Origin of the sequence: Halobacillus sp. KGW1 (genome assembly GCF_001592845.1) — a bacterium.
Lineage (GTDB): Bacteria > Bacillota > Bacilli > Bacillales > Halobacillaceae > Halobacillus.
In genome coordinates, this window is sequence record NZ_LSOC01000002.1 from 1,109,754 (window position 1) to 1,125,402 (window position 15,649).

General features: G+C 47.8%; 16 protein-coding genes, 1 riboswitch and 1 other annotated feature. Of the genes, 1 reads left to right on the forward strand and 15 read right to left on the reverse strand.

Annotated features, from left to right (window positions below; genetic code table 11):
• Positions 1–28: 28 nt before the first annotated feature.
• From AXG56_RS06400 to AXG56_RS06445, 9 genes are all read right to left on the reverse strand, one after another.
• Entirely contained in the window at positions 29–685 is a 657-nt protein-coding gene (locus tag AXG56_RS06400) for a DUF429 domain-containing protein (protein ID WP_008639358.1), read from the reverse strand.
• Positions 673–1,929: an MFS transporter gene (locus AXG56_RS06405; protein WP_062513657.1), complete on the reverse strand. Its 1,257-nt coding sequence runs from the start codon at positions 1,927–1,929 to the stop codon at positions 673–675. The genes AXG56_RS06400 and AXG56_RS06405 overlap by 13 nt, the downstream gene beginning before the upstream one ends.
• A gap of 66 nt (positions 1,930–1,995) precedes the next feature.
• Positions 1,996–2,255: a binding site (T-box leader), on the reverse strand.
• A gap of 53 nt (positions 2,256–2,308) precedes the next feature.
• Positions 2,309–3,160 carry a VOC family protein gene (locus AXG56_RS06415; RefSeq protein ID WP_062513660.1) on the reverse strand — a complete coding sequence of 284 codons (852 nt, stop codon included), beginning with the start codon at positions 3,158–3,160 and terminating at the stop codon, positions 2,309–2,311.
• A 111-nt stretch (positions 3,161–3,271) separates the two neighbouring features.
• Positions 3,272–3,775 (reverse strand): GNAT family N-acetyltransferase, encoded by a 504-nt coding sequence (locus tag AXG56_RS06420; RefSeq protein WP_062513663.1) that lies wholly within the window; start codon positions 3,773–3,775, stop codon positions 3,272–3,274.
• 50 nt (positions 3,776–3,825) lie between these two features.
• A complete protein-coding gene (locus tag AXG56_RS06425) occupies positions 3,826–4,842 on the reverse strand; it encodes a ThiF family adenylyltransferase (protein ID WP_062514124.1) in 1,017 nt (338 codons plus the stop codon).
• A complete protein-coding gene (locus AXG56_RS06430; protein WP_062513666.1) occupies positions 4,842–5,603 on the reverse strand; it encodes a thiazole synthase in 762 nt (253 codons plus the stop codon). Before AXG56_RS06430 ends, AXG56_RS06425 begins: the two co-directional genes overlap by 1 nt.
• Before the next feature lie 7 nt (positions 5,604–5,610).
• Positions 5,611–5,814: a sulfur carrier protein ThiS gene (thiS, locus tag AXG56_RS06435; RefSeq protein WP_062513669.1), complete on the reverse strand. Its 204-nt coding sequence runs from the start codon at positions 5,812–5,814 to the stop codon at positions 5,611–5,613.
• On the reverse strand, positions 5,798–6,919 hold the full coding sequence (gene thiO, locus AXG56_RS06440) for a glycine oxidase ThiO (RefSeq protein ID WP_062513672.1): 1,122 nt from the start codon (positions 6,917–6,919) through the stop codon (positions 5,798–5,800). The genes thiS and thiO overlap by 17 nt, the downstream gene beginning before the upstream one ends.
• Complete coding sequence (locus AXG56_RS06445) at positions 6,916–7,491, reverse strand: thiamine phosphate synthase (RefSeq protein ID WP_062513675.1); 576 nt, start codon at positions 7,489–7,491, stop codon at positions 6,916–6,918. The genes thiO and AXG56_RS06445 overlap by 4 nt, the downstream gene beginning before the upstream one ends.
• A gap of 89 nt (positions 7,492–7,580) precedes the next feature.
• Positions 7,581–7,690, reverse strand: a riboswitch (TPP riboswitch).
• A gap of 408 nt (positions 7,691–8,098) precedes the next feature.
• On the opposite strand from AXG56_RS06445, the gene AXG56_RS06450 reads away from it, so the two are divergent.
• Complete coding sequence (locus tag AXG56_RS06450) at positions 8,099–9,109, forward strand: LLM class flavin-dependent oxidoreductase (RefSeq protein WP_008639330.1); 1,011 nt, start codon at positions 8,099–8,101, stop codon at positions 9,107–9,109.
• Between the two features lie 44 nt (positions 9,110–9,153).
• On the opposite strand, the gene panF is transcribed toward AXG56_RS06450, so the two are convergent.
• From panF to AXG56_RS06480, 6 genes are all read right to left on the reverse strand, one after another.
• Positions 9,154–10,620, reverse strand: a complete 1,467-nt coding sequence (gene panF / locus AXG56_RS06455) for a sodium/pantothenate symporter (RefSeq protein WP_008639328.1) — start codon at positions 10,618–10,620, stop codon at positions 9,154–9,156.
• Entirely contained in the window at positions 10,617–10,898 is a 282-nt protein-coding gene (locus AXG56_RS06460; RefSeq protein ID WP_062513678.1) for a YhdT family protein, read from the reverse strand. The genes panF and AXG56_RS06460 overlap by 4 nt, the downstream gene beginning before the upstream one ends.
• Positions 10,899–11,178: 280 nt before the next feature.
• A complete protein-coding gene (locus AXG56_RS06465; RefSeq protein WP_062513681.1) occupies positions 11,179–12,393 on the reverse strand; it encodes a NupC/NupG family nucleoside CNT transporter in 1,215 nt (404 codons plus the stop codon).
• A 124-nt stretch (positions 12,394–12,517) separates the two neighbouring features.
• The gene (locus AXG56_RS06470) at positions 12,518–13,456 is read right to left on the reverse strand and encodes a nucleoside hydrolase (protein ID WP_008639322.1); all 939 of its coding nucleotides are present in this window, start codon (positions 13,454–13,456) and stop codon (positions 12,518–12,520) included.
• A 105-nt stretch (positions 13,457–13,561) separates the two neighbouring features.
• Positions 13,562–14,386 (reverse strand): hypothetical protein, encoded by an 825-nt coding sequence (locus AXG56_RS06475; RefSeq protein WP_062513684.1) that lies wholly within the window; start codon positions 14,384–14,386, stop codon positions 13,562–13,564.
• Positions 14,387–14,501: 115 nt separating this feature from the next.
• On the reverse strand, positions 14,502–15,644 hold the full coding sequence (locus AXG56_RS06480; protein WP_062513687.1) for a mannitol-1-phosphate 5-dehydrogenase: 1,143 nt from the start codon (positions 15,642–15,644) through the stop codon (positions 14,502–14,504).
• Between the last annotated feature and the right edge of the window lie 5 nt (positions 15,645–15,649).

Below are 15,649 nucleotides of genomic sequence, written 5' to 3' on the forward strand. Positions count from 1 at the left end.
TGCCTATCGATGGATAGGCAGGCGATTTTTAAATGCAGTAATCATAGGGATGAAGAGGCGGTTCTGCCGGATACAGCCATGGAGAGTGATAAGCAGGGTCGATCCAATGCCATGCTCCGAGCGCTGCTGCACATGCATCCACCGTGTGGGATTCTTGAGCAAAGCTTTCGGGAATACCGATTAACTGCTGGCTTTGGAACCAGCGGAGAAGCTTACTGCGAATCTGCAAATCCTTTTTATATTCCAGTACTTCGGAAAGACTGGTTCCCATTCTCGATCCAATGACCGCACCGGGGTGAACTTCTACCAGGTGGACAGGGTATGCTGTCTCTGCTGTGGTTATTTCTCGGGACAATCGAATGCCCCTTAATGTAAGGTAGACCATTTTGGTCATGGTAGGAGCCATAATGGATCCCGGTTTCATCCCTAAACTTATTATGAAACGTTTCAATTCTTTGTCCTGCTTCCTCTCTCCTCCACCGTCTTCGTACGAGAGCGGTGCGTCCATCCCAATCACTACTTCCGCATGTTCCGATTTTTCTTCAATAAAAGCAAGGATTTCTTCATCTCCTGCCGGCTGTATATGTGTGTGATAACCCAATGCCTCTCCTTTCCTCTCAAAACAAACCAATACCGTATCCTTTGTATTGCTCGGGCCGGATAAATCGATTCCTATATAGTACAAGATCCTTCCTCCTCTTTAATCTCTTCATTCAACAGATCGCTCCCTGCGCCGCGAATACATATTCTTCGAAGCACGACAGCTCCGCTGAACATAATGATCGTCCCCGTCAGTACGGCCAAGCGTACAGATCCCCACTCCGCAGCAATAGATATAAAAACGGTCATCATTATGATGAGGACAGCTTCCATCATGCTGTACACACTGGCAATACGTCCCATCATTCTAACAGGAACATGGTTTTGATAAAACGTGTAAAACCCTGTGTTCGCAAAAGCTAAGGAAAAGGATAGAATAAAGAAACCGGAAGCTGCACCTACAACAGTCGTAGAACATGCATAAAGCAGGTACCCGGCCGACACGAAGAGAGGGCCCGTGCTTAACAAAGAAGACGCCTTCCATTTATGCGTATATCCGGCGTTACACAGAGATCCAACAGCTATGCCCACTCCTGCAACACTTACAAGCATCCCGTAAGCAGCATCGGATATATGCAGAACATCTTTCGCAAATACCGCTTCCAGCGAATCGACGGCTGCCGCCATCACCATCATGAATTGAAACCAACCATAGATGAAAAAGACCCCCGGAACATGACGGCTGAAGCGGATAACCTCTCTCCAGTCCTCATGGAACATCCGAAATGTAAGACGATGCTCTGCAGAATCATTTTCTTTTACAGAGACATCAGGGAGCAGTAACATCAATAAACCAGAGAGAAGAAAGGTACCTGCGTTCACATAAAAAGCCGCCTCAGGTGGCCAAAAAAGTAAGATCAAACCGGCAGCTCCCGGACCGATAAGAAAACCGCCGGACATGACGAAACTTTTCCAAGCTTGAAATTTCTGCCTGTCGTCCTTTGGTATAAGCAGTGTTGCATAAGTAAGCGAGCTTGGTTCAAAGACAGCGCTTGCCATGTTAACGAAGAAGACAATCACATATATGGCAGGAAGCTCTGTCAGAAACGCCAGAATCAGTATAGATGCTCCTCTTATAAGATCGAGGAAGATAATCATGTATTTGTGGTTCCATCGATCAATCAAAGTACCTGCCCAAAAGTTGGTCGATAAGCTGGCCAGTGGTTTCAGAAGATACAGGGCTGCTACAGCCATCGCCGATTCGGTTTTTTCGAAGACAATCAAGTTTAAAGCGATCAGGTAAATCCAATCACCGAGGTTGGAAAGTCCAATCGTTGTCAGATACAGCTTATGGTACCTTCTTGTAAAGGGAACGCGGCCGCTCTCCATAGAATTTCCTCCTTGTCTATGGTTTTTTAGAGAATAAAAAAAGAACCTCCTCTCCAAGACATTTGTCTTGGGGACGAGATCCTTATCCTCGCGGTGCCACCCCAGTTTACCGATACGTCACCATACCGATCTTTTCAAGTACGACAAACTCTGCGTTTGCTTATACCCCTGCTCTGTAACGGGAGCTCCCGTCTTATCATCCCCTGTATGGTTCCGATAAGAGGCTCGGAGATTTGGTTCAGAAGATATCCGCCTACCCCATTTCCAGCTGCAGGGGTTCTCTGTGAAGCATCAGCTCTTCCTACTCTTCTCTTCATCGCCTTTACTATTTCTAATATTATCCACATAAACATAGTTTTTGTAAAGTCCACCTATTTTATCAATTCGTCACGAGCCGTACCCGGTTTCCAGAAGGGTCCAAAAACATGGGGGTATCCTTGCCTGTAGAACGGTATCCGAGCGCATGGAGACGTTCTGTCGTTTCATCTACCGCGCTGCGTCCGGGGAGCACAAGATCGAAATAATGGAGACCCGTTGAAGTGGAAGACGGTGCCGGCGCTCCTTCTCCTTTCCATGTATTAAGGCCGATATGATGGTGATATCCACAATCGGAGAGAAATAAAGCCTGTGGAATGGAATCTGCAACGACTTGAAATCCTAACCCTTCTACATAAAAAGTCCGAGCGTCGTCTAAATTCGATACATGGAGATGAATATGCCCGATCCGTGCTTTCTCAGGCATCCCACTCCAGTGTCCATGCCGTTCACTCAATAAGCTTCCGGCATCCAATGGTTCCGTCGTCATACCGACTCTGCCATCCTTCCAACTCCATTTCGCGGATGGACGATCATGATAGACTTCGATACCGTTACCGTCCGGATCTTCGAAGTAGAGGGCTTCACTTACCAGGTGATCGGCACCGCCTGGTTGGATACCTTCCTTCATCAAATGGGCGAGCAATCGCCCAAGATCGCTTCTCTCCGGAAGCAGAATGGCAAAATGGTAGAGACCCGCTGCATGTTCATCTTTAGAAACAATTTCGTTATTGGTACGGATGCTCAGAATACTGTGTACGCCATCTGCTGAGAGTTCCACGGCCTCCGGATTTTCCTCCTGCACTTTCAAGCCAAGCACAGCTGTATAAAATTCGAGAGATCGGGTTATGTCTTTTACCTGAAGTACGACTTTATCTATATGAACGGCCGGGTTACTAAAGAAATGATGTTCCAATCCTCTGCCTCCTTTTTCCTACCAGTTTACACGATAACCATTGCCTGACAAGAAGGCACTTTCAAGTAACTTCGTATCCTTCGAGATACTATGCCGCAGGCACCTCTTTATCTAATCCCTTATTTTGAGAGCATAAAGACAAACCGTTTTATTATTTACGACGACCTCCTTTTCATATACCATGCCTATCTTTTCTGCTACGGATATGGATGGTAGATTTTCATGATGAATGAGAGCTATCAAGCGACTTATCCTTCGTTCCCTCCCCCGTCGAACGAGGCTTTCGGCAATTTCCGTCGCATATCCCTTCCTCCAATACTCTTTCCAAATCCAGTAACCAACTTCCATCTCCTGTTGTCCTTCGACGATCTGTGGAACCAAACCGGCGTGACCTATTCGTTGTCCTGAATCTTTATGAAGTATAATCATCAGTCCATTACGCTCATCCTCAGCATACGCCCGCATTATCCATTGGAGAAACCTGCGGGTACCATCTCGATCTTTCGTTTTCCCGTCTCCTATGTAACGCATCATTTCCGGTGCTTTTAACATATGGAATAAAAAATCTTCATCCTCCTGAGTATACGGCCTGAGAATTGTACGAGTAGTTTCCATGGCTTCTCCTCCTTTTCGGTTAAAAAAAGAGACACCTCCAGTGCCTCTTTTCATGTTTCAATATATTTATGATAAAGCAATTGTGCCTTCTCTGCATCTTTCACCCCGTGAATAAGGGCTCTCCCATCCTTGAACAGGACAAACCGGTAAGTATCGACGGAAAAAGATATCAGATGGCTGTTTGCTTTCCAATCGGAAACGCGGGTGGACAACCTTCTGCGCAGGTTTTCAAACATACCGTCTTGGGGCTGGATCGGTCGGACTTGAACCGTATCCCGCCCACAGAGAACGGCTGTTTTCATCTTTTTGCGATGGATCAGGTAAGGGTAGGAGGCTGACTCCGAACAGGATGGACATTCCTCATCGGACAGACCATCCAGAGAAATCGATGCGTGCTCCCCTTCCCACACATTAAAATAAATCCATTCTCTATTCGGTATTTTACCGGTCAGATATTGTAGAGCCAACACCGTTTGATAAGAGGCGGTCATTTGTACCGCGGGACCGATGATGCCCAGTAAGTCACACGATCCTCCATCTGTGTCGATATAGTCTTTCAAACATTGGAGACAGGGAGGTTCCTCAGGATCGATAAAGGCTGCTCCTCCGCTTGCTTCCACGCACCCTCCATAAATCCACGGGATGCTGTGTTTGGCAGAGACATCATTAATAAGAAAACGGGTATGGAAATTGTCGGTAGCATCCATCACCAGGTCGACACCTTCCATAAGTTTCTCTGCGTTTCCACTATGAAACTCCTGGACAATTCCTTCCACGGTAATACAAGAATTGACTTTGGCCAACCGCTGTTCTGCTGCTTTGGCCTTGGCGTGTAACGCCCGGACGTCATCCTCTGTATAAAGATGCTGCCTTGTAAGGTTGCTCCACTCTACATAATCACGATCAACTATCGTCAATTTTCCAACCCCTGCCCTTGCAAGCATGTCCGCAGCCGCGCAGCCCAGCGCCCCGGCTCCAATGATCAGCACATGTTTATTCGCCAGGGAATGCTGACCATTCTCACCGATTCCTTTAAAACGCATCTGCCTTGAATAACGATCATTTATCACTGGATCATCCCTGCTTCCGGGCTGCTTGCCGTACCATACTGCCGTTCCTCCGCACGGCCTGCTTCATACCCAAACCGACCCCCTTCTACGGCAAGCTTCATTGCTGCTGCCATCTTTACTGGATCGCATGCTCCTGCTACAGCCGTGTTAAGAAGTACACCATCCGCACCGAGTTCCATCGCCCAGGCTGCATCTTTCGGACTTCCGATTCCCGCATCAACAATGACAGGAATGTCCGACTGTTCTATGATAAAACGCAGATTCAATGGATTTACAATACCCTTCCCCGATCCGATAGGGGAAGCACCCGGCATAATGGCATGCACCCCGGCCTCCTCCAGCCGTTTCGCAAGGACGACATCATCAGAAGTATAAACAAGCACAGTGAAACCCTCCTCCAGCAATTGAACCGACGCTTTCATCGTTTCAAAGGGATCCGGCAGCAGCGTTTCATCACAGCCGATTATCTCGACCTTGATCATATCGCATAATCCGGATGCTTTCGCTAGTCTGGCAATTCGAACCGCTTCCTCTGCAGTCTTCGCTCCGGCCGTATTTGGTAGCAGGGAATACTTCTCTAAATCGATGGACTCAAGGAGGTCCGGTTCCTCTTCATTAAAGATGTTCATTCTCCGCACAGCGAAAGTAAGTATTTCCGTTCCAGAAGCCTCTACCGCTTCTTTTTGCACATCAAATGACGGATATTTTCCTGTTCCTAGCATCAATCTCGATGTAAATGTCTCGTTATTAATCTTCATTTTTCCTTCATCCTCCTCCTACGAAATGAACGATCTCCACGCTGTCCCCACTTTGAAGATGCTCTTTATCGTATTCTTCTTTATTTAGTATTTTCCGGTTAAGTTCCACAACAGAAAATCGTGTCCGAATATCTAATTGTTCCAGGAGATCAGCTACGGTGCTGTCTTCTCCTCTACATTCCACCACTTTCCCGTTAACGTGTATGTTCATAGACTCCTCCAATCTGAAATCTTGCCGGTGAAAACAAACCCTCATACTTCTTTGCAAACGTGCCTTTCTCAAACAAGCTCTGAATCAGTTTTCCTGTTGCAGGAGCAAGAAGGATGCCGTTCCGGTAGTGACCCGTTGCAAAGAAGATGCCTTTCTCTTGTGGATGCTCTCCGATGACCGGGCGCCCGTCCGACGTACCAGGCCTTACTCCGGACCACCACTTCTCAAGCGGCTCCTCTCTAAGCGCCGGGAAAACGCGAAACACCTGATCCATCAAGTCGGCAATTCCGCCGGCAGAAGTCGATTCGCTGCCATCCCCTTCTCTGGAGGTGGCTCCAATAACGATGCTTCCGTCCCTCTTCGGTACGACATAAAAAGAAGGAGAGAAGTAAGTTTCCTGAAACAACAGGTTCCTCGGTTTAATAGAGAAGCATTCCCCTTTCACTGGAACCATCGGGTTTGGTAGGCCTGTTTCCCTGAACCATGGTCCACTGTCTGCCCCGGCAGCGACGACGATACGCTCTGCGAAGATCTCTCCTTCATTCGTCGTCACCTCATATCCTTGTCCGCTCTTCCTTATGCGGATGACGAAGCACCCATCCTTAACGGTGCTTCCGAATGACCGTGCGCCTCGCTTAAACGCTTCAGCCACTTTTTCCGGTTTTACGTTGCCGTCCTCCCGCATCCATAAAGCCCCGGAGGACTTAACCCACGGATGACGGATTTTCATCTCTCGATCGTCCAGCCAGGAGAGAGAGGGAAAAGATTGCTGCTTCTCCTGCAGTTCTTTCGCCTCCCTCTCATCCAAAGCGATTTGGAGCATACCGTTTGTAGTCAGCTGAATGTCGATTCCGGAACACTGGTACAATTCTGTTTGCAATTCGTTATACATATCTCTGCTCTTGACACAAAATTCATGGTACAGTCCCGGCGTCCGGTTTTCCGTGTGGACCCCCAGCATCCCTGCAGCAGCCCCTGTCGCTCGTCTGCCACCTGTACCTTTATCCAGCACACACACATCGGCCCCTGCCTTACTAAGGTGATAAGAAATAGAATGACCGATGATGCCCCCACCAACGATTACCGTATCCCATTGGTTCTTCATGAAAGAATCGCCTCCCGATAATTTTCTGCTGCCGAAATTGGATCCTCCGCGTCGAAAATACCCGACTGCACAGCCACGCCTGCTGCTCCTGCCTTCCGCAACAGAGATATATGCTGTGGCTGAATCCCTCCGATAGCGAAAACAGGAATAGCCAACCCTCCGGTAAGCTCCATCAACGAGCTTATCCCCCTGGGTGGCGCGTTCCGCTTACTGTCCGACTGAAATATATGACCGAAGAGAACATAGTCCGCGCCTGCCCTTTGTGCTGTTCTGCCTGATTCCAAACTGTGAACGGAAACCCCTCTAACATTCCCTGTTCCTACCTTAAGATCATCCATACACCTCTCTGGATAATGGACGCTTCGATCCGTACGATCTGCAATTCCACTATGCTTGTGAACCGTCCACTTATCAGAGACATCCATCAAGTCTCTAAATGCAGCTTCATAATCCACCAGAGACTTTGAGTTATCTCGGTAAATGACAGTGTCGACATACGGATCAATGGCTGGAATTATACTCTTCAAGGTGACGGTATCCATTTCGTCTTTTGTAACGGCAAAAAGCTTCATTGCTTTGTTCCCCCTAATAAAAAATGCCACTTTCCAGAAGGAAAGTGGCATACTTGAACATACGTACACGTGAGTGCAGCGTGATTGTTTAGATATAACCGCCACTTTCCTCCGCTGGTTTGAGCCAGTTCAGGTTCAAAGAGTCCCGAAGTATCACTTCGATCTCAGCCTTTTCTTAAAGGCACCCCTAGTGCATGTGCTTATTGATTTTGTAATGCATGTGTTCATCCTACAATACATTGAAAATTTCGTCTACCATATTTTTGCAAGGTACTCCGTCATCTTTTCCTGAATGCTCTCCGTTCTGCATAGGTAACGCACGTCCGGCAAACGACGACAGCCCTGCCTTCATCATTGTAATACCGCGATGGATCTACTGGTTTACGTCCACATATCACACAACGTTTCCTGCCAAGCCACCGGTTCAAAAAATTTTTCATTATGCTTCGTCCCCCTTATCTTCTCTGTCTTAAAAAACACCCATATCTAGTTATAATATACCAGTATTTTAGTCCCGTAAATAATAGAGAAACAAAACATTTTGAAACACGAAATAATCTTGTTAAGATATGCTATAGGATTTTCCTAAAGAAAGAAGGTAAACGATATGACGAATACATCTTTTTCCGATACAAAAATATCCGTTCTTGACCTTGTCAGTGTAAAAGAAGGCAGGTCTACGAAACAGGCTTTTGAAGATACGATAAGCTTAGCCCAACACGCAGAAAAGCTCGGTTACAACCGATACTGGATGGCAGAACATCATAACATGCCCGCCATCGCAAGTTCTGCTACGGCTCTCGCTGTCAGTCACGTCCTTCACCATACGTCTGAGATCCGCGTTGGTTCCGGGGGTGTGATGCTTCCAAACCATGCACCACTGATTATAGCCGAGCAGTTCGGAACGCTGGAAACACTATTTCCGGGACGAGTCGACCTTGGACTTGGCCGTGCTCCGGGTACGGATCAAATGACGGCAAGAGCGATGCGCAGGCATTTGGAGAGTGATCCAAATGAATTTCCACAGCAGGTAGACGAACTTAGGGGATACTTCCGCGGGGATAACCCGGTCCATGCCTACCCAGGAGAAGGAACAGACGTGCCGATCTGGCTGCTCGGGTCAAGCGGGTTCAGCGCACAGCTTGCAGGACAGCTCGGGCTGCCGTTCTCGTTTGCAAGTCACTTCTCTCCGAACAATACACACGGAGCACTGAATCTTTATCGTGGAAGCTTCAAGCCATCTGGTGAGCTGGAACAACCTTATGCCATGCTCGGCGTCCACTTGATTGCAGCGGATACCGATGAAGAAGCGACAAGGCTTGCGACTTCACTGCAGCAACAGTTCTTGAATCTCGTGCGCGGCACGACAAAACTGCTGCAGCCGCCTGTAGATGATATAGAACAAGTTTGGACGTCTCAAGAGAAAATGGCCCTTCATCAACAGCTTGGTGCTTCAATTATCGGGAGCAAAGAAACCGTTAAACGGAAGCTGGAAAAATTCCAATCCGAAACACAAGCGGACGAAATTATGATCACCTCTCCGATCTATGACCATGAAGCACGTCTTCGTTCCTATGAAATCGTCTCAGAGATCATGAAAGAAACCAATAATCATTGATGTATAGAAAAAAGCCACGATTATTATATAATCGTGGCTTCTTTCTATACCTTCCAAAGCTTCTCTATAATTTCCTCCTGCACCCTTCTATGGCGTTCACCTGTCAAAAGACTTACCAGGACATAGATGACAAGTGCCGTAAGAACAGGCAGAATGACGGTATGCATCCCAAAAGGGTTATCCCAAAAACTGTAGATAATGATATAGCTGCCAACGCCGGTCAACATAGAAGCAAGTGCGCCGCTTGCGTTTCCTTTTTTCCAATACAAACCGAGCACGACCGGCCAGATGAACGCGGCTTCAAGCCCGCCGAAAGCGAATAAGTTGAGCCATATTAATAATTCCGGCGGCTGTATGGCCATAGCAAACACGAGTATTCCGATCATGGCAGTTACTCCGAAACTTATACGCTTTACTGTAGAATCGGAAGCATCCGGCTTTATATAGTTGATATAGACGTCTTTAACGACCGCAGAACTAACCAACAGCAACAGCGAATCAACGGTGGACATGATCGCGGCCATTGGAGCGGCAAGCACAATTCCTGCAAGCCACGGCGGCAATACTTCCATTGCTATTCTCGGCATAACGGTATCTCCTATTTCTATACCAGGCAAAACGGCGCGGGCAAAGACTCCTGTTAAGTGCATGCCAAGCATAATGACTCCGACAACGATGGTGCCGATGATCAACGCCCGGTGCATCCCTTTTGAGCTCTTATAGCTCATTGCTCGGACAGCAACCTGCGGAAGACCGATGACCCCTATCCCGACAAGTACCCAAAAAGAAGATACATACGCCGGTGTCAGGGATCCATCGGCTCCATAAGGTGATATCAAGTTAGGATTTTCCTGAGCCAGATCGTTGATGATCGCTTCCACGCCGCCTCCTGCGACGATCGTACCGATTAAAATGATGACGGTACCGACGAACATGACAATTCCTTGAACCGTATCGGTAATCGCGACCGCACGAAACCCTCCGATAATGACATAGATGAGCACCGATACGGCGAACAGCGCCAGTGCCGTTGTGTACGAAAGGCCGGTCATCGTTTCAATAAGACGCGCTCCCCCAACCCATTGGGCAGCCATTGCCGAAAATAGGAAAACGATAATACTGAATGCGGCAATCAGCACGACCCATTTGCTGCGATACCTTTCCTTAAGAAAATCAATCAGGGTAACAGCCCGGATTTTACGAGCCATGATGGCAAATTTCTTACCTAAAACGCTCAGCACGAAATATCCGGTGGCTAGTTGGGACATCGATAGCAGCACCCAGCCCAGCCCCATAGTATAGGCAACACCGGGGCCCCCTACAAAACTAGATGCACTCCCATAAGTTGCTGTCATCGTCATGGCGAGGATAAAACCGCCCAGTTCTCTACTGCCAAGAAAGTATTCTTGAAGGAAGTCAGATGCGGTCTTCATTCGTGCCGATGCATAAAAGCCGATAAAGAATATGACGGCGAGAAAAACGAGGAGAGGTAGTACGACTTCCCAATTCATTCGTCTCCCTCCTCATCCAGCGGCACCTCTGTAAAGAAGCAGCGCACAGCAAAGATCACGACAACGAATATAAATCCTGTTACAGCAATACAGCTGTAGAAGAACCACGCCGGCAGCCCCCATATATATTGATAATCTTCGACCGGTTCCGCCCCCAGCCCGTAAGCGAAGCCGAACCACAGGAGGAAGTTTACAACTACGATGCCGATACCAATCCATGCTTCACGGTTGGCAATACGGTACCGCGGATCATCTTGTTTGTTTCGATTTTGTTCCACTTTCCCTTACCCCTTTCTGACCATAAAGACGGCCAGCCTTGTTATGTATCGTATGGACAAACCCTTTTATAGCTTATTTTATATAAACGATTATGTCCATCCATCTACTTATCATTTCCTCCTATTACCAAGCTGGAGATGAACGTGGTAAGAATACGACGGGACACCCGACGAAGCTTACCACCGTTCCTCCTTCCTTAGAGTGATTTTATCCGGTTCAATCTCTATCCGCAATGAGAATCGAACGGCCTTTTTCGGGGACAGTCGCTACGATCCCCCCTTATAGAAACATACCCGCTATGCTTGCTGATAGAAAGTTAGCTAGAGTCGCCGCCACGACAGCCCGGAGACCCAGCCTCGCAACATCTTTGCGTCTGTCCGGAGCGAGACCGCCCAAGGCCCCTATCTGTACCCCGATTCCGGAAAGGCTGCCAAACCCTGTCAACGCAAACGTCGTTACAATCTCTGCTTTCTCACTCAACTGTTCCTTGACTTCCCCGAGACTGGTGAATGCGACAAATTCATTGGCGACTAGTTTCTGCCCGATGAAGCTTGCAGAACGGACCGCCTCCTCCCAAGGCACCCCAATTACGAATGCCATCGGTGCAAAAAGATAGCCAAGAAGCTTCTCAATCGTAATGGAAATACCGAAAAAGCCGCCGACATATCCGATGATCCCGTTCATCAGCGCAAGGATAGCAATAAAGGAAAGTAAGATAGCCCCTATATTCAAGACAAGCTTTAAACCTGCTGTTGCACCGTTCGCAATCGCATCAAAAACGTTCGCTGAATCATCATCCTCCGGCTCCACTATTTCTGCTGTTTCTACTCTGTCCTCCGTCTCGGGGACGATGATTTTGGCGAGAACCAATGCAGCTGGTGCTGCCATGAAAGAGGCTGCCAAAAGATAATCAGCACGAATTCCGAGCAGCGTATATCCAACAAGCGTAGAGCCTGCGATGGAGGTGAACCCGCCGGTCATGACTGCAAAAAGCTCTGACTTCGACATAAAAGAGATGAACGGACGGATTAGCAAAGGTGCTTCCGTCTGTCCGACAAAGATATTTCCTGCTGCATTGATGCTTTCGACTTTCGTTGTCCCAAGCAGCTTCGAGAGCATGCCGCCGATCCATTTAATGACAACTTGCATGACCCCCAGGTGGTAAAGAACAGCAATCAAAGAACTGAAGAAAATGACGGTCGGAAGGACTTGGAAAGCAAACATTGTTCCCATGCCCTCATGATCGATAAGCGGGCCGTAAAGGAAGGAAATCCCTTCTGTTGTATAATCGATCAACGTGCTTATACCAGTGGACATGGCGTCAAGGACCACACGGCCCCCACTGGTCTGAAAGACAAGAAATGCGAAGAATAGCTGCAGGGAGATGCCGACACCGACGGTTCTCCAATTAATGAGGCGTCTGTTTGTAGACAGAAGCACCGCTAATGCTACTACCGTCAGCATGCCCCCGATTCCCCATAAGATTTGATTCATGATGTTTCCCACTCCTTCTATGGTGTGTACGTGCCTTTTGCAAAAATACCATCATATCATTAGAAGAAGTAGTTTTCCAAGAGGGGAATGAAAAAAGCATGCTCCAATAGGAACATGCCTTTGTTTATCCTTGCCGGGCAAGGTCTGTTATGTAATGGAAGAATTGATCACGATCCACTTCATAAACGAGAGAGACGTCTCTTCCATCCTCCGCAATCTCTGTTTTCCCCTGACTGGCTCCGGACTCTATGACAATGCTTTTCACAACCTTCTTCTTGACTAAATCAGGCTTTCCAACGGTCGCTGTCGTCAGTACGTCCCAAAGGAAATACGTTGAATTCGTCTGGAAGTGGACAAGCGGGGGAACCATCGCATAGCATTGACCCAGAAAGTCGATACCGATATCCTCCCGTTTGGAAGCCCAATCCTGTCGAACTTCCGGCGTCAGAGGAACCATATTTGTACTTTCAAGCGCAACTAAATCAATGGGAATGGAACTTTCCCAAACGCGGGCGGCCGCCTCTGGATCCCAGTAAGCATTCCATTCCGCCGTTCCATCATGTTCCGGTTCTTCCACATTACCTTCCTCTAGAAACGTCCCGCCCATCCAGACTAACCTTTCTATATTGGATTCGATTTCAGGAGACAACTGTAAGGCTCTTGCAAGATCCGTCAACGGTCCAATGAATACGAGCGTCACCGGCTCTTTGCTCTCTGTCACCTTGTCGACCAAATGCTCATGAGCAGGGACACCCACAGGCTCCGACTGCCTATCCGGATACTCGTTTAATAACGGTAGGGCATCTACGTAAAAAGCGTGCATCCGCCAATCCTTCGGAAAAGGATTTTTCCCGCGTGAATTGGAAGCAGCAACCTCGACCTCTTTCCCTTTTCCAAATCGGCCGATGATTTTTCTGCTTGCATAAACGGCTGGTTCCAGGTAACAATCTGCCGGAATGACTCCGACTCCAAGAAGATCCACTTCTTCCATCTGTAAAAGTAAAAACAACGACACCAAATCATCCACGCCGCCGTCATGATTCAAATAGACAGGCTTTCCCATTGACTCTCTCCCCTTCTTCTACAACAAATTTGCATCCTACCTGCTTATTCTATCAAAGGTCAGAAGGGAAAGCGAACCATTGTCAAACGACTCGGAATTCTCTGTTTAAGTGGAAAAAAGTTCGCCTTCCAACGCTTGTATGTAGCGATCAGCGGACCGTTGTACGACTGCATCCGCGTCTTTCCTTACGGTCTTATGAAAAGCGTTATATAGACGAGTGAACCTCTTTCCTTCGATTCTATCCACCATATGTCTCACTTTCTCTGCAGGCAGAGGAATCAAATTAGGATAACTGTACATGAAGCTGACCCAGTTTGTATCTTGGACGACTTGAATGATGTCGCCGGAAAGAAGGACCCCGTCCCCTTCCAATCCGTGCTCCCAGTGCAGAACGGCTCCTCCTTTGAAATGACCGCCCAGCCGGTGAAGCGTAACTCCCGGCTGTAAAGAGTACACTTCGCCCTCCCATAATTGAATGGCATCACCAGGTTCCATCACCCAGTCAGCATCATCGGCATGAATGTAAATCGGAGCCTTGAACGCTTCTGCCCAGTCTAATTGGCGGGAATAATAGTGAGGGTGAGATAAAGCGATCGCACCCACCCCGCCAAGCGCGTCTATCTGCTCGATCGTCGCTTCATCCAAGTAGGTGATACAATCCCACAAGACATTATACTCTTTACCCAAGACGAGGTAAGCCGTCTGTCCAATACCGAATGACGGAGCCGTCGTAATGCTGTAAAGTCCTTTTTCCACCTGCTTTATCTCATTACGGAAGACTCCGCCGCCCACCATGTCTTTATGCGTCGTCCATTGCTGTCCATCCGGATGGACATACTGCCTCTCCTCCAAACAAATCGGACAATATTCGGGCTCTTCTTTCTGTTCCGGATACTGAACCCCGCAAGTAATACAAACAAATTTACTCATGCTCCCCCTCCTGTTCAACCATATTTCACCTTTATTAAACAGAAGTGTCTATTCAACTTTCTATGAAGAAAAAAAAAGAACCGGCCGCTTTCCTCACGACTGGTTCTTTGCAGCTTTATTCCGCTGTCTTTTGTTTGTATATACGGATGACTTCCTGAGCAACGGCATGGTCTTCCTCTAAGCCGCTCACTTCTTCTAAAACAGCCGCTACCCCTTTGTCACGAATCATATTCTGCATTTCCACCGCTTCTGCATCCTCGGGATAGTCAAACTGGAGCGCTGCTGCAATGGCTTCTGCAAGCATGGTATAGGACAACCCAGCTTCCTCCGCACGGACAGCGGGCCGGATCAATCGGTCAGCCGGTCCTAATTTTCGAATAGGTGCTCTTCCTACACGGGTTACCTGATCATTCAAATAAGAATTTTGGAAACGTTCAATATTCTTTTCTATATAGGCTTCATGTGCCTGTGCTTCCAACCCGTATCGATGTATGAGATAGGCTCCCGTTTCTTTCAACGTAGCATGGACCTGTTGTTTGATAGCCTCGTCAAGGAGAGTTTCATGAATCGTTGCTTTATCCGAGAGATAACCGAGATAGGCGATAACCGCATGTCCGGTATTCACAGTGAAAAGCTTCCGCTCAATGAAAGGATCGAGTTCGTCGACGATGGTCATTCCTTCCACAGAAGGAATGGATGCTGGAGCTTCTACCACCCACTCATAATAAGGTTCAACTAGGACATCAAGAGAGCTTTGGTCCTGAATCGGTACAATCCGATCCACGGCGGAATTGAAGAAGTACACCTGTCCTTTAAGACTTGCCTTCTCCTCCTCGTCCAGCTGTTCTAGAATGTGGCGTTTCAAGATATCCGTCGCACCGATCTGGTTCTCACACGCAATGATATACAGCTTCTCATCCGACTCCTTCGTCCGCTCGACAATTCCTTTGGCAATGAGAGGGGCAATTCTTGGTAGAATGTTCGGACCGATGGCCGTTGTTACAAAGGCAGCTTCCGTAATTGCGGCTACCACCTCATTCTCCTGGGTTCTGTTATTAAGGCCGGATACGTTATTGATCCGCTCCGACTCCCCACTCTCCGAGGCCATTTTCACGTCATAACCCTTTTCCTCGTTCAATCGATCTATTACTGTATCTGCAATATCAACGAATGTGACATGGTACCCGGATTTAGCAAATAGAGCTCCGATGAATCCACGTCCTATGTTTCCTGCTCCAAAATGGACCGTTTTACTCAATGTTA

Excerpts from the sequence above, each read along its gene's own strand:
- AXG56_RS06405 (WP_062513657.1), bottom strand. The coding sequence starts at position 1,929 with ATGGAGAGCGGCCGCGTTCCCTTTACAAGAAGGTACCATAAGCTGTAT.
- AXG56_RS06420 (WP_062513663.1), bottom strand. The coding sequence starts at position 3,775 with ATGGAAACTACTCGTACAATTCTCAGGCCGTATACTCAGGAGGATGAA.
- AXG56_RS06430 (WP_062513666.1), bottom strand. The coding sequence starts at position 5,603 with ATGAAGATTAATAACGAGACATTTACATCGAGATTGATGCTAGGAACA.
- thiS (WP_062513669.1), bottom strand. The coding sequence starts at position 5,814 with ATGAACATACACGTTAACGGGAAAGTGGTGGAATGTAGAGGAGAAGAC.
- thiO (WP_062513672.1), bottom strand. The coding sequence starts at position 6,919 with ATGAAGAACCAATGGGATACGGTAATCGTTGGTGGGGGCATCATCGGT.
- AXG56_RS06445 (WP_062513675.1), bottom strand. The coding sequence starts at position 7,491 with ATGAAGCTTTTTGCCGTTACAAAAGACGAAATGGATACCGTCACCTTG.
- AXG56_RS06450 (WP_008639330.1), top strand. The coding sequence starts at position 8,099 with ATGACGAATACATCTTTTTCCGATACAAAAATATCCGTTCTTGACCTT.
- panF (WP_008639328.1), bottom strand. The coding sequence starts at position 10,620 with ATGAATTGGGAAGTCGTACTACCTCTCCTCGTTTTTCTCGCCGTCATA.
- AXG56_RS06465 (WP_062513681.1), bottom strand. The coding sequence starts at position 12,393 with ATGAATCAAATCTTATGGGGAATCGGGGGCATGCTGACGGTAGTAGCA.
- AXG56_RS06470 (WP_008639322.1), bottom strand. The coding sequence starts at position 13,456 with ATGGGAAAGCCTGTCTATTTGAATCATGACGGCGGCGTGGATGATTTG.
- AXG56_RS06475 (WP_062513684.1), bottom strand. The coding sequence starts at position 14,386 with ATGAGTAAATTTGTTTGTATTACTTGCGGGGTTCAGTATCCGGAACAG.